The organism is Paraburkholderia sp. BL23I1N1, assembly GCF_003610295.1.
GTDB lineage: Bacteria > Pseudomonadota > Gammaproteobacteria > Burkholderiales > Burkholderiaceae > Paraburkholderia.
The window spans coordinates 6512512-6525920 of record NZ_RAPV01000001.1; the positions used below are offsets into that span (position 1 = coordinate 6512512).

Annotated in this window: 9 protein-coding genes and 2 pseudogenes; 2 read left to right on the plus strand and 9 right to left on the minus strand. The window is 61.9% G+C overall.

Annotated elements, in window-relative coordinates:
• Positions 1-10: 10 nt before the first annotated feature.
• The 9 genes and pseudogenes from B0G76_RS30445 to ftrA all read right to left on the minus strand — a co-directional run bounded on the left by B0G76_RS30445 (position 11) and on the right by ftrA (position 10597).
• The gene (locus B0G76_RS30445) at positions 11-1213 is read right to left on the minus strand and encodes an ABC transporter ATP-binding protein (protein ID WP_120295757.1); all 1203 of its coding nucleotides are present in this window, start codon (positions 1211-1213) and stop codon (positions 11-13) included.
• A 15-nt stretch (positions 1214-1228) separates the two neighbouring features.
• On the minus strand, positions 1229-2140 hold the full coding sequence (locus B0G76_RS30450) for a carbohydrate ABC transporter permease (protein ID WP_120295758.1): 912 nt from the start codon (positions 2138-2140) through the stop codon (positions 1229-1231).
• Positions 2140-3084, minus strand: coding sequence for a carbohydrate ABC transporter permease (locus B0G76_RS30455; protein WP_120295759.1), 945 nt, complete (start codon positions 3082-3084; stop codon positions 2140-2142). The genes B0G76_RS30450 and B0G76_RS30455 overlap by 1 nt, the downstream gene beginning before the upstream one ends.
• A 9-nt stretch (positions 3085-3093) precedes the next feature.
• The gene (locus tag B0G76_RS30460; protein WP_120295760.1) at positions 3094-4332 is read right to left on the minus strand and encodes an ABC transporter substrate-binding protein; all 1239 of its coding nucleotides are present in this window, start codon (positions 4330-4332) and stop codon (positions 3094-3096) included.
• Between the two features lie 46 nt (positions 4333-4378).
• The gene (locus tag B0G76_RS30465) at positions 4379-5782 is read right to left on the minus strand and encodes a GH1 family beta-glucosidase (RefSeq protein ID WP_120295761.1); all 1404 of its coding nucleotides are present in this window, start codon (positions 5780-5782) and stop codon (positions 4379-4381) included.
• A gap of 242 nt (positions 5783-6024) precedes the next feature.
• Positions 6025-7240 (minus strand): annotated as a pseudogene (locus tag B0G76_RS30470) (DUF2252 domain-containing protein).
• A 63-nt stretch (positions 7241-7303) separates the two neighbouring features.
• Complete coding sequence (locus B0G76_RS30475) at positions 7304-8071, minus strand: hypothetical protein (RefSeq protein ID WP_120295762.1); 768 nt, start codon at positions 8069-8071, stop codon at positions 7304-7306.
• Positions 8072-8233: 162 nt separating this feature from the next.
• The gene (locus tag B0G76_RS30480; RefSeq protein WP_120295763.1) at positions 8234-9250 is read right to left on the minus strand and encodes a hypothetical protein; all 1017 of its coding nucleotides are present in this window, start codon (positions 9248-9250) and stop codon (positions 8234-8236) included.
• A 369-nt stretch (positions 9251-9619) separates the two neighbouring features.
• Positions 9620-10597, minus strand: coding sequence for a transcriptional regulator FtrA (gene ftrA, locus B0G76_RS30485; RefSeq protein ID WP_120295764.1), 978 nt, complete (start codon positions 10595-10597; stop codon positions 9620-9622).
• A 123-nt stretch (positions 10598-10720) separates the two neighbouring features.
• Here ftrA and B0G76_RS30490 point away from each other — a divergent pair, with 123 nt between their 5' ends.
• Together B0G76_RS30490 and B0G76_RS30495 are read left to right on the plus strand one after the other, a co-directional pair.
• Positions 10721-11164: a rhodanese-like domain-containing protein gene (locus B0G76_RS30490; protein WP_120295765.1), complete on the plus strand. Its 444-nt coding sequence runs from the start codon at positions 10721-10723 to the stop codon at positions 11162-11164.
• 77 nt (positions 11165-11241) lie between these two features.
• A pseudogene (locus B0G76_RS30495) lies at positions 11242-13314 on the plus strand (putative bifunctional diguanylate cyclase/phosphodiesterase); the annotation flags it as partial.
• Positions 13315-13409: the final 95 nt, after the last annotated feature.

Below are 13409 nucleotides of genomic sequence, written 5' to 3' on the forward strand. Positions count from 1 at the left end.
CGTCCCGCCCCTATAGACGCGCACCGCCTTCTTCCTCGAACAGCGAAATATGCGCACAATCGAACGAGAACGCCGCACCATCCCCTATCGCCACCGGCGTTTTTGTCTGATCGATCGACGCGATTTGCACTCCATGATAGTCGAGCCAGATGACACGGTGGTTTCCCATCGGCTCGACCAAAGAAATAGTCGCCCCCTGGTTTATTGTCGTGCTTGGGCCCTCGCCTACGCGCACGTCTTCGGCCCGCACACCTAGTACACAAGGCAGACGATCCGCCGGCAGGTTTTTGAAAGGATAGTGCGACACGTCGAGCCGCAAATGCGCTGTGCAAAAGTGGTGCGAACCGTCACGTGTCTCAAGCGTGCCCTTGAGCAGATTCATCGCGGGCGAACCCAGAAACGTCGCGACAAACAGATTGTTCGGCCGCGCATAGACTTCGGCCGGCGTACCGAACTGCTGGATCACGCCGCCGCGCATCACCGCCATGCGCGAGGCGAGCGTCATGGCCTCCACCTGGTCGTGGGTCACGTAGATCATCGTCGCGCCCAGACGCTGGTGCAGTTGCTTGAGTTCGCGACGCAATTCGGTGCGCAATTTGGCGTCGAGATTCGAGAGCGGCTCGTCGAACAGGAACACGTCGGCCTCGCGCACGATCGCGCGACCGATCGCCACGCGCTGCCGTTGCCCGCCGGAGAGTTGCGCCGGTTTGCGCTTGAGCAGCGGTCCGAGTTGCAGCATCTCGGAGGCGCGCGCTACGCGCCGCTCGATTTCCGCCTTGGGCGTGCCGTTGATGCGCAACGCAAACGACAGATTGCGCTCGACACTCATGGTCGGATATAACGCGTACGACTGAAACACCAGCGCGATACGGCGATCTTTCGGATCGGCCCAGGTCATGTCTTCGCCGGCAATTTCGATGCTGCCGTCGGTCACGTCGATCAGGCCGGCAATGCTGTGCAGTAAGGTGGATTTGCCGCAACCTGAAGGTCCGAGCAACACCACGAATTCACCCGCTCGCACGTCGAGATCGAGATTCTCGATCACGGTATTCGCGCCGAGCTGGATCTTCAGATTGCGCACCGATACGTTGGCAGGATGCGACAAACCCGCCGCATCCGCCACGTCGCCGGCGTTAGCGACATCCGCTGCATTTGCCGTCGTGCCCGCCGTCATATCGGCTACCGCATTTGCCAGATTAGCCAGGTTCGTCATGCCTTATCCCTTGATCTATCCCTTCACGGCGCCGGACGCAATGCCACGCACAAACCAGCGGCCCGAAATGAAATAGACTGCCAGCGGCACCATGGAGGTGAGAATGGTCGCCGCCATATTCACGTTATAGAGCCGCTCGCCAGTCGTCGTGTTGATGATGTTGTTCAATTGCACCGTCATCGGCAGGTTTTTCGTGCCGGCGAACACCAGGCCGAGAATGAAATCGTTCCAGATGCCCGTCACCTGCATGATGACCGCGACGACGATGATCGGCGTGGACATCGGCAACATCAGTTGCAAAAAAATGCGCCAGAAACCGCCGCCGTCAATGCGCGCCGCCTTGAACAGCTCCTGCGGAATCGACGCGTAATAGTTGCGAAACAGCAGCGTCATCACCGGCATGCCGAAGATGGTGTGAATCACCACGATGCCCGGCAACGAACTGAACAGGTGCACGCTCGCGAGTACGCGCACGAGCGGATAGACCATCACCTGCACGGGAATAAAGGCGCCCATCAGCAGCACGCCGAACAGCAGCCCGGCCCCGCGCGGCCGCCAGAACGAGAGCGCATAGCCGTTCACCGCGCCAATCGCGATCGACAACACCGTGCTGGGCACGACGATCCGCACCGAATTCCAGAAGCCGACCCGGATGCCGTTGCAATCGAGCCCCGTACACGCGGATTGCCACGCGGCGCTCCATGCGTCGAGTGTGAAATGCGCCGGGAAAGCGAGCAGATTGCCGAGGCGAATCTCGCTCATCGGCTTGACCGACGTGACGAGCATCACATACAACGGCAACAGGAAGAACAACGCAGCGGTCAGGAGAAATGCGTACACACCCACGCGTGCGGGTGTAAAAGCGCGGCGGCCCCGGCGGCTGCGATTGGGCGTGCCGCCATTCAGAGGAGGACTGAGCGTGTTCATCACACGTCCTTGCGCAACGCAGCGCGGCTGCGGGCATAGAAGAACGGCGCGAGAATCGCCAGCACCGTGGCCAGCAACACGATCGACGCGGCCGACGCGAGCCCGATATTGGCGCGGCCAAACAGGTAATCCATGATGAACTTCGTGGGCACTTCGCTCGCCGTGCCGGGGCCGCCTTGCGTCATGGCAACCACGGCGTCGAAGAGCTTCACGACCATCACGAAGAGCAGCACGAAAGCCGTGGACATGGAAGGCCCGAGCATCGGCACAACGATGCTCGCATACACGCGCCAACGCGGAATCCCGTCGATACGCGCGGCTTTCCACAGCTCGTCGTCGATACCGCGCAAGCCGGCCAGCAGCAGTGCCATCACGAGGCCGGACGCCTGCCACACCGTCGCGATGACGATGGTGTAAATCACCCAGTCCTGATCGACGATCCAGTCGAAACGCGCATGCGCGAAGCCAAGCTTGTGCAATACGGCCTGCGCGCCCAGCTCAGGGTTCAGAATCCACTGCCAGACCAGACCCGTTGCGACAAACGACATCGCATACGGGTAAAGAAACACCGTGCGCAACACGCCTTCGGCCACCACGCGCTGATCGATAAAGATCGCCAGCAGCAAACCGATCACCATGCACACCACAATGAAGCACGCACCGTAGATCACGATGTTTTGCAGCGACAACAACCAGCGGTCGTTGTTAAACAGCCGCGTGTATTGCGTGAGGCCCGCGAAGTCGCCGGAAGGAAACGTGCGCGAGTTGCTGACGGACACGCGCGCGGTCCAGATCATCGTGCCGAGATACGCGAACACGACGGTCAGGACCATCGGCAGCAACGCCACCCATGCCGCTATCGGCAAGCGCTTGCCTAGCGGCTTCTTTTTCAGCGGCCTCTTGCGAGGCCTGGTGTCCGCGGTCGGCAGCTTGAGCGCGTGCATGGCGAACGCCTAGCTCTTCAACGCACTGGCAAACGCCTTCTGCGCATCGTCGACCGACTGGTTCTTGTTCCAGAAGTTCGTGATGACGTCGATCAACGCGCCCTGGGTGTCGGGTGTGAGCAGCATTTCCGGATTCGGCAACTGACGCGACTTGTCCTTCATGATCGCAATGCCCTCCTTCGCGCAGATGTCGAGACTGCTCGCGTCCACGTCGGGTCGAATCGGAATCGACCCTTTCTTCGCGCTGAATGCGACTTGCGCGGCCGGCGAGGTCATTACCGTGGCAAGCAGATTCTGCGCCTTGATCGCGTTGGCGTTGTCGGTTTTCGGAAACACGAATACGTCGCCCGCGACCAGGTACGGTGAGTGCGGACCGAAGCCCGGGAAGCAGCCGAAGTCCTTGCCGGCCGTCTGGTTGGCCGCCGAGAATTCGCCCTTGGCCCAGTCGCCCATGATCTGTACGCCCGCTTTGCCGGAAATCACCAGCGCGGTGGCATCGTTCCAGTTGCGGCCAGGCGAGCCCGGGTCGACGAAGTCATGCAAGCGCTTGAACGACGCGAGCACCTTCTTGAACGCATCCGACTTGACCGCGTTCTGGTCGCGATCGCGGTACACCTTCAGATAAAGATCGGGACCGCCGACGTCGGCGAAAACCGCGTCGAACGTGATCTTTTCTTGCCACGGTTGACCGCCGAGTGCGAGCGGAATCACACCCGCGGCCTTCAGCTTGCCGAGATCGGCGAGGAATTCATCGTAGCTCTTCGGCTCAGCGGCAATGCCGGCCTTCTGGAACACCGGCTTCGAGTAGAAGAACCAGGCCGGCATGTGAATATCGACCGGCGCGGCATAGTAATGGCCCTTCACCCTGATGCTCTCGATGATCGACTGCGGGAACACGCTGTTCCAGTTTTCTTTCGCGGCAACGTCGTCGACGTTGTTCAGCAGCCCCTGATCGATCAGGTCGTGAAACTGCTTGGAGGTATTGAACTGCGCGGCGGTGGGTGGATCGCCGCCGACGATCCGGTTGATCGCGGTGGAGCGCGCCTGATCGGCGCCGGCCACCGCGTTGTCGACCCACTGGCCGCCGGCCTTGTTATACGCATCGGCGAACTGGCGGATCGCGGCCGACTCGCCGCCCGAGGTCCACCAGTGAATCACGTTGGCCTTGAGCGGCTCCGCATGCGCGGCGACGCCATATAACGTCAGCGCCGCAACCGCACTCGCCGCGATCATTTTTCTGCTGTTCATTCCGTCTCCTGTGTCGACCAGCTTCCCCTGCCGTTATACCCGTGCCTTAGACCTGTGCCTTACGCTCCTTCAAAAATTTCGCCACTAACTCCGCGCTGCGTTTGACCGTGCGCTTCTGCGTACTGTAATCGACGTGTACGACACCAAAGCGACGCTCATAACCGAACGCCCACTCGAAGTTATCCATCAGCGACCACAAAAAATAGCCGCGAATATCCACGCCGGCCTTGATCGCCCGATCGACCGCCGCAAGATGGCGCTTGAGGAACGAGATCCGCTGCGTATCGTCCACGTGGCCGTCGATCACCTTATCGTCCGAGGCCATGCCGTTTTCGGTGATGTAGATCGGCGGCAGATTGCGATACGTGCGGTTGAACCCGGTCAGCAGATCGCGCAAGCCATCGGGATACACCTCCCAGCCCATCTGCGTGCGTTCGACGCCTTCGAGCGGTACGTCGCGGAATCCATGCGCGCCGTCGCTCGCGACGTTGGTGCGGAAATAATAGTTGATGCCGAGGAAGTCGAGCGACGCCGAAATGGTCTGCATGTCGCCGTCGAGCATCAGCGGCTCGGTGCCCGGCCACAACTCGAACAGGTCTTGCGGATATGCACCCTTGAGCAACGGATCGAGAATCCACGCGTTGTGCTGGACTTCGAACAGATGCGCTGCGCGCTGATCGGCAGCGCTGTCGCTATTGGGCGTGCCGCGGCCGATGTTGGCGACTATGCCTTTCTGCGAGGCTGGATCGTTGGCGCGCAACACCGGCATCGCGAGCCCGTGCGCAAGCAGCAGATGGTGCATGGCCTGCGTCGCAAAGCATACGTCGGCGAGACCGGGCGCGTGAAGGCCATTGCCGTAGCCGAGATAGGCCGAGCACCACGGCTCGTTGAGCGTCGCCCATGCGTCGACCGTGCCGGCCAGTTCGCGGCTCATCAGGTCGGCGTAGTCGACGAAACGGTAAGCGGTGTTGCGGTTGAGCCAGCCGCCACGATCCTCCAGATGCTGCGGCAAGTCCCAGTGATAGAGCGTCACGAAGGTCGTGATGCCCTTCTCTTTCAGGCGGTTTAAAAGGCGCTTATAGAAGTCGAGCCCTTTGCGATTGGGCGAGCCCGCCGCGTCCATGACACGCGGCCATGCGATCGAGAGCCGATAGCCTTCGAGCCCGAGCGAAACCAGCATGTCGATGTCGGCTTCCCATCGATGATAGTGATCGCAGGCAACGGCGCCGGTGTCGCCCGCCAGCACCTTGCCGGGCGTCGCCGAGAAGGTGTCCCAGATCGACGGCAGGCGGCCGTCTTCATCCACCGCGCCCTCGATCTGATACGAAGCCGTGGCGGCGCCAAGCAGGAAGTTCTTGCGCCACAGCGCGGAGTCGGCGGGCGGGCTGAAGGGGTCGGCGAGTGGATGGGGGGAGCGTGCGTCGGATACAGCGAATGCGTCGTTTGCCACGGATTCTCTCCTGCGCTGAGGCCGTTGAACCGGGTACGGCGGGAGTCGATGTGGACGCTAGCTGGAAACCACTTGAAAGTTATAGTGGAAGCGCTTCCACACAGACCAGCGAACGATAGCAGTGGCGGATTCACCGCAGCAATCAGGGTTTGTATGGAGAACTGACTGGCATGCGCGGCGCTGTCATGCGCCGCGCATGGGGTGATACGTGGATCACCTGAGTTGCTAAGGTGCGGCTAACCTCAAGACTTCGCCGGCAGATCGAACGCACCACCGTCATAAGCTTCGCAATACGCTTTCCAATCAGCGTTCACCTGCGCCTCGCATTGCGTCGCGAGGTCGATCAACGGCAACTGCCCAATCTTTACGATTGCCGAACGCAATCAATTCGTCTGCAATCGACGACTTCTGCCGGCCGCCGCTGCGCAGTTGCCCCCACGCACTCAATTCGGCCATGCTGTTGATCACTGCTTCGAGCCGCGACAGCTTGCCGTTCCAGTCGCTCAACGCCACGCGGTCTTCCGAAGGCTGCAAGCTGCGCAGCACATACGAGCGCTGATTGAATTCGACCGCATGCAAGAACGCCTGGGATACCGCCTGATTGCGCCGTTGAATTTCAACCACGCGCTGCGCCTCGCTGTCCCACTTCGGTTGCGGCGTGCGAACATGCGGCGTCACCGAAGAAGGCAACGCCTCCTTCAGGTCGATCAGATAATTGCCATCCGGTGAGCCTTTGCCTTCGATTAGGATCACGTAGCGGTCCACACCCAGGCTGCCGGTGCCGGCAATCCGCCGCGCCACGTCGACGATGCGATAGAAGTCCGGATTGGGTTGACTGGCGGCGAACTGATGCATGAACGCGGTGACGTCGGCGCGCGCCTTGTCACTGACCGCGAGCGCTTTTTTACCGTCCACTTTAAGCACGCGGGTCTTGCCCTCGAGCGTGGTGCGACGGTCGAGATACGCGGTGCGCGTGCGGCTCGCCAGTACGTCGAACAGATCGCGCACCATGCCGACTGAGGTCTCCGCTTCGATCCAGCGCGATTTGCCGAAGGCGAGCGCCGCGCTATACGCATCGACCGCAGTGTGGCAGAGCGCCAGTGCCTCCGCACGGCTCAGCTTGAGATCGCTCGCGCCGATCAGCACGCTCGTGAGCAACCGCACCAGTTCGTAGAGACTCGGCGCGAGGCAGGCTTCATCGAAATCGTTGTTGTCGAAATAGACGAGGCGGTTGTCGCCCTTGTAGCTGCCGAAATTTTCCAGATGCATATCGCCGCAAATCCACACCGGCGGCGCATCGTCGAGCACCTTGTCGCGCGGCAAGCGCGCGTAAAACAAATGACACGCGCCGCGCAGAAACACGAACGGCGAGCCGCGCATGAGCTTGTATTTCATCGCGAGCCGTTCAGGATCGCGACCGGTATTGAAGCTTGTGATGATCTTTGCAATATCGGACATGGGTTTTCCTTTCATGCGGCTCAATGGACTTCAACACGGCTTCAACGCGGGTTCAGTACGGGTTCAATTCGAGCCGAACGAAGCCGCGAGTGCATGAAGATTGAGCGGTTTCACACGAATCACACCGCCGCGCGGACTGTCGATATCGGCAACCAGCATAAACGACAGCGACACGATCAGCGGAACGATCACCAATAATCCGGCTCCTGCTTTCAATCCCCGTGCTCCATAGCCGACCAGCACGTTGGCGCACACCGCAATCAGCGTCATCAGCGTCCACGCCGCGACGGGAATGCGATTCCACCACGCGGCCTGCGTGTAACCCTGCGTATTGAGCACGTCGTTCATGCCGGCGACAGCGAGTGCGGCGACCGGCGTGGGCTGCGCGGCGACGGCGTTCTTCACGGTCGACCACATCGCGTTCTGCAGGCGCGATGTCTCGGCATTGACCCGGGCGAGTTCGTCGGCGTCGCGCGTCGTGTAGAACAGCACGCGTTCATCCAGATATTTTTTCAGCAAGCCGCGCACGGTCGCCGCATCGGCGGCGGGCAACAGATCGGCGCGAACGTATTCGGTGCCGATCGCGTTCGCCTCTTCTTCCTCGTAGTTCTTGCGTTGATCGTAGCGGCCTACCGCCATCGAAAAAGTGAAACCGATGATCAGCGCGAGCAACGTTAGCGTGGCGGCCTGAATCACGCTGAAGTCGTCGCGTGCATCCTCGTCGATCTTTCTGAATTTCCGCAGCACGGACGCGCCAAGGCGCGCCGACAACCACATCACGACGAAGAAGAAAATGAATACGATTCCCGGATAGTTAAGGATGTTTTGCATGAGCGGGCGTTGTTCTTATCAGGGTTTTGTGAGCGGGAACACTTTGAACGATGTCTGACGATGGTAAAACGTGCACAGCCACTGCATCATAAAAGACGCAGCGCGGATGGGGAAGCATGCGGGCGAAGCTGAACAGGCGCGTGGCCGGTAGCCTCGCGTCCGTCAGGAGCCGGTCATCAGATAATAACGCCCGTCTGCGCTGACATTGAAGCCGAAACCACATTCCGTCAACGAACCATGCGTCTCTACGTCGAGCGTCTCCGGTGCGGAGAGCTTGAACTCGATCAGGCATTTGTCCGCGTGCTTGCCTGCTGGTTTGTCCGCTGGTTTGTCCGCTGGTTTGTCTGCCGGTTTGTCTGCCGGTTTGTCTGCCGGTTTGTCTGCCGGTTTGTCATAAGGCGCAAGGTTGGTGATCCTGGCGGTGGCGTCGAGCGGCAAATTGCCGCCGCCATCGGTTACCGGCACACGCGCCACGCCATTGTAAAAACGCACGTAGGCTGACAGGCTGCCCGTGTTCGCGCTCGGTTGACCGTCGGCGCCCACGGTCGGATACATGAAGTCGCCGTCGATCCGATAGACGCCGCGCCGCCCTTTCGCGGGCTTCACCTCAATACTGTTCCACGCGCCGAAAAACATATAGCTGGCGAAACGGGCGCCGTCCGGCGGCACGCCGTTCACCACCGACTTGTCCGCAATCGACTCGAGACGTTGACGCGCAGCCGCCACGGCTCGGCCGAGCAGCGCGTCGTTGGGATAGTCTTTGCCACGGCTCACAGCCGTTCGGTAGTACGCGCGCGCGTCGGGCAGCGCGCCCAGCCTCAGTTGCACGTCGCCCTGATGAACCAGCGCCATCGCCACGCGGGCCCGCGCCGAACTGGTTGCTTTGGGCGAATTCTCCTCGCCGGCCTGCATGGCGGTGGCCTCGGCGAGCGCGGCTTCCATCTCGACCAGCGTTTGCGCTTCCTTGATGCGCCCTGCTTCGAGCGCGGCCACGCCCAACGCCGCGCATGACGCATTCGTGCGGCACGGCACGTCCTTGCCCGCCAGCAGGTTGCGCCGATAGAGCTCGGCGCGCGACGCGCCGGCTTCCGTTTGCGCCGCGACGAGCGCAGGCGTAAGCACAGCAACAGCAGCAGTGACGACAACGGCAGTAGCGGCGACGACGGTTTTGACGTTCATGAGAAAGAAAGGACAGTGACGACGACGACGCGTTTCGAAGACGCGCTTCAATCAGCCGTATGCGCCACACGTTTGACGTGGTTTGCCACGGACGCTGGCCGTGATGCTGACAGAAAACCGGCGATTGCGCGAACCCTTGTATGCTGCCGAAGCGGGCGGTCAATCATGCGATTCAGCCGCAACGCACGACACGCGGCGCTCCGTGAGCGTTTGGACATGCATGAGGCTCGCCTGAAGCGCATTTCATACTCATGCAGCGCGCATCGAACCGCTTGCAATGCATGAGCCGCGGATGATTTTGCACATCGGCAAGCGTTCGTTTGAAACGGATCACGCGTGCAGGATCGGCAACACGGAAATGCTGCGCGTCTACCGGGCTGCCGGCACCTCGGCCTGCGCCCCGAACTTCTTACGATACGCGCCTGGACTCGTCAATGCGATACGCCGGAAGTGCCGCCGCAGCGACTCTTCGGAACCGAAGCCCGCCAGCTCCGCAATGCGCGCCATCGGCAACGGGGTCGGCGCTTCCAGCAGTTCCCGCGCGATCGCCACGCGCTCACGCACCAGCCATTCGTAGGGCGCCATGCCGGTGGCGTCATGAAACTGACGCTGCAGCGTACGCGGACTCATCGCCGCCCGTTCGGCCAGCGAGTTCAGGGTGTGCGGCAACGCGGGATAGCGGCGCACCCAGTCCATCAGTTTCGCCACACGTCCACCTTCGTCCTGCAGCATCGGCCGCGGCACGAATTGCGCCTGGCCGCCCTCGCGATGCGGCGGCACCACGAGCCGCTGCGCGACCCGGTTGGCGACGGCACTGCCGTGATCGCGTCGAACCAGATGCAGCAGCATGTCGAGCCCGGCCGCCGATCCCGCCGACGTAATGATCTGCCCTTCGTCGACATATAACGCATCCGGTTGCACGCGCAATTGCGGATAGCGCTGCTGCAGTTTGTCGGCGTAGCACCAGTGCGTGGTGACGGACTTACCGTCGAGCACACCCGAGGCAGCCAGCACGAATACGCCGGAGCAGATCGAACAGAGGCGCGCGCCGCGCTCGAAGGCCGCGCGAATCTTCTTGAGCAGCGGCTCGGGCGGCAATTCATCAGCGTCGCGCCAGCCGGGAATGACGATCGTGTCAGCGTGGTCCAGAAGCTTGAGCGTGTACGGCGCGGCGACGGTGATGCCGCCGGCTGCGCGAATCGGACCGGGTTCGCTCGCGCACACCGCGAAGCGATACCAGTCCACGCCGAGCTCGGGACGTTCGAGCGCGAACAGCTCGGTCACGCAGCCGAATTCGAACGTACAGAGCCGGTCGTAAGCCAGCGCAACGACAAGATGATTGTGCATGGCGTGATGTTACCGGAGATTGACGATTACGCCACTTACCCGGCGCATGCGGCATCGCGACAATGAAGGCTCAAGAATCGCTTCGCCACGCAACCCCGCTCGCTGCCCAACCGGAACCTCACCATGCCTACGCACCATGCCGTCAACGCTGTCACCGCCATCCCCGCCGCCGATAGCGCCGCCGCCCTCGCCCACTTCCAGGCGTCGCTGCAATTCGAAACCGATTGCGCCGACGTTCACGCGGCATTCGCGAGCGGCACGCCCGGCTTCGTGCTGCTCGACGTGCGCGGCCCGGCGCTGTTCGACCAGGGCCACGTGCCGGGCGCGGTGAACCTGCCGCACGGCAAGATCGTGGCGTCGAAGCTCGCGGCGTACCCACAGGACACGCTGTTCGTCACCTACTGCGCGGGCCCGCACTGCAACGGCGCCGCGCGCGGCGCACTGCGTCTCGCGCAGCTGGGACGGCCCGTGAAATTGATGAGCGGCGGCATCACGGGCTGGCTCGCCGAAGGGTTCACGCTGGCACAAGCCACGGCCAAACACGAGACGCTCAACGCGGATGACTAACATATTGAAAATCAATTAAATAAACGCCGCCAACGGTCGATAACAAGTTCAGCCGCTTCCCTTTCGCGGTTGGACTTAACATGCAGAGCTCATACAATTTTTGGCTGGTCGCCATCTCGTTTCTCGTCGCGGTGCTGGCGTCCTACACGGCGCTCGATTTGACGGGCCGCATCTTCCTGCTGGCATCGGCACGTCTGCGGCACGCATGGCGCCTCGGCGGCGCCGCGGCGCTCGGTGTCGGGATCTGGTCGATGCACTTCATCGCGATGCTCGCGTTCTCGCTGCCGATTCCGCTCGGCTACGACTTCGCGACCACCGCTTATTCGCTTGGACTCGCGATCGGCGTCTCGTACCTGGCGCTGGTCGTGACGACTCACACGCGGCTCACGCGGCTTCGGCTCGTGGCCGGCGGCGTGCTGATGGGCTTCGGCATTGCCGGCATGCACTACACCGGCATGGCGGCGATGCAAATGGAGCCGGGCCTCCACTATCAACCGGCCTGGCTCGCCGGCTCGATTGCGATCTCGATCGGCGCGTCGACCGCCGCGCTGTGGATCGCGCGCGCACTCAGTAACGACGAAGCGCGCCACGTATTGCGCAAACGTCGCATCGCGGCGCTGGTCATGGGCGTCGCGATCAGCGGCATGCATTACGCCGGCATGGCGGCCGCCGAGTTTCCGGCCGGCGCAATATGCGGCGCGGCCAATGGCGTGAACGCCGCGTGGCTCGCGACCTCGGTGATTCTGTTCACGTTTGCGATTCTGATCGTCACGCTGATGCTGTCGCGTTTCGATGCCCGCACCAGCTTTCTGATCGGCTCGGTGTCCACACTGAACGGTCAGATCGTTCGGCTCGCCACGCTCGACACGCTGACCGGCCTGCCCAACCGCAGCACGCTCACGGACCGCATTGAACGCGCGATCCTTAGCGCGCGCCGGCAGCGCTCGCTGTTCGCCATCCTGTTCATGGATCTCGACGGCTTCAAGACCATCAACGATTCGCTCGGCCACTCGGCCGGCGACGAAGTGCTGTCCGCATTCGCCCAGCGCCTTCTGCTGTGCGTGCGCGCGGACGACACCGTCGCGCGTCTCGGCGGCGACGAATTCGTCGTGCTGTCCGAGAACCTTCACTCACGCGAAGAGGCCGGCACGATGGCCGAAGGCGTGCTCGACCGGATGCGCGAGGGCGTATGGACCGATTCGCAACCGTTGCAGGTGATGCCGAGCATCGGCATCTCGCTCTTTCCCTACGACGGCGATAGCGTCGACGCGCTGCTGAAACATGCCGACGCGGCCATGTACGAAGCGAAGCGCGCGGGCCGCAGTACCTATCGCTTCTTCGAACAAAGCATGAATGAAGCCGCGACACGCACGCTGCAGATTCAAAGCGCGCTGCACGAAGCACTCAACGCCGGACATTTCTCGCTGCACTTCCAGCCGAAGTTTCACGGCAGCGGCGACTCGTTGGCAGGAGCCGAAGCGCTGATCCGCCTGCATCATCCGCAGCTCGGCACGCTGACGCCGCTCGAGTTCATTCCGATCGCCGAGCGCTCGGGCCAGATCGTGCAGATCGGCTACTGGGTCTTGCGCGAAACCTGCCGGCAGATTCGCCGCTGGGTCGAACAAGGCCTGCCCTCGATGAAGGTGGCGATCAATCTGTCGCCGCGCCAGTTGTCGCAACCGAATCTCGTTGCAACGATGCTCGAGATCGTCAACGCGGAAGGCGTGCAATGCCAGCAGATCATGTTCGAAATCACCGAAACCGTCGCGATGCAGGACGCGCCGAAAACCATCGAAATGATCCGCGCGTTTCAGGCAAGCGGCTTTGAAATCGCCATCGACGATTTCGGCACCGGCTATTCCAGCCTCGCCTATCTGCAGCGTTTTCGCGTCAAGCAGTTGAAGATCGATCGTTTCTTCACCAACGGGCTCGACGAGCACGGGCCGGAAGGCAGCGCGATCGTGTCCGCGATCATTGCGCTCGCGCACTCGCTGGAAATGGACGTCGTGGCCGAAGGCGTCGAAACCGAATCCCAGCTCGACATGCTCAAGTCGATGATGTGCGACGAGATGCAAGGCTTCTTGCTAGGCAAGCCACTCAGCGCCGACGACTTCGGCGATCTGCTCCGCGAAAGAATGGTGGCCGCATGAGCATCCGGATCCATTCGAAGCGCGTGTGGCCGCGCAGTTCAGTTGTCCGTCAAGGCGCACTTCGCCGCGCGGCCTCGTTTTACCGATAAGCTCGA

What these genes read in the sequence shown, in the direction of transcription:
- B0G76_RS30455 (WP_120295759.1), bottom strand. Translation starts at nt 3,084, where the DNA reads ATGCACGCGCTCAAGCTGCCGACCGCGGACACCAGGCCTCGCAAGAGG.
- B0G76_RS30490 (WP_120295765.1), top strand. Translation starts at nt 10,721, where the DNA reads ATGCCTACGCACCATGCCGTCAACGCTGTCACCGCCATCCCCGCCGCC.
- ftrA (WP_120295764.1), bottom strand. Translation starts at nt 10,597, where the DNA reads ATGCACAATCATCTTGTCGTTGCGCTGGCTTACGACCGGCTCTGTACG.
- B0G76_RS30445 (WP_120295757.1), bottom strand. Translation starts at nt 1,213, where the DNA reads ATGACGAACCTGGCTAATCTGGCAAATGCGGTAGCCGATATGACGGCG.
- B0G76_RS30475 (WP_120295762.1), bottom strand. Translation starts at nt 8,071, where the DNA reads ATGCAAAACATCCTTAACTATCCGGGAATCGTATTCATTTTCTTCTTC.
- B0G76_RS30450 (WP_120295758.1), bottom strand. Translation starts at nt 2,140, where the DNA reads ATGAACACGCTCAGTCCTCCTCTGAATGGCGGCACGCCCAATCGCAGC.
- B0G76_RS30480 (WP_120295763.1), bottom strand. Translation starts at nt 9,250, where the DNA reads ATGAACGTCAAAACCGTCGTCGCCGCTACTGCCGTTGTCGTCACTGCT.
- B0G76_RS30460 (WP_120295760.1), bottom strand. Translation starts at nt 4,332, where the DNA reads ATGAACAGCAGAAAAATGATCGCGGCGAGTGCGGTTGCGGCGCTGACG.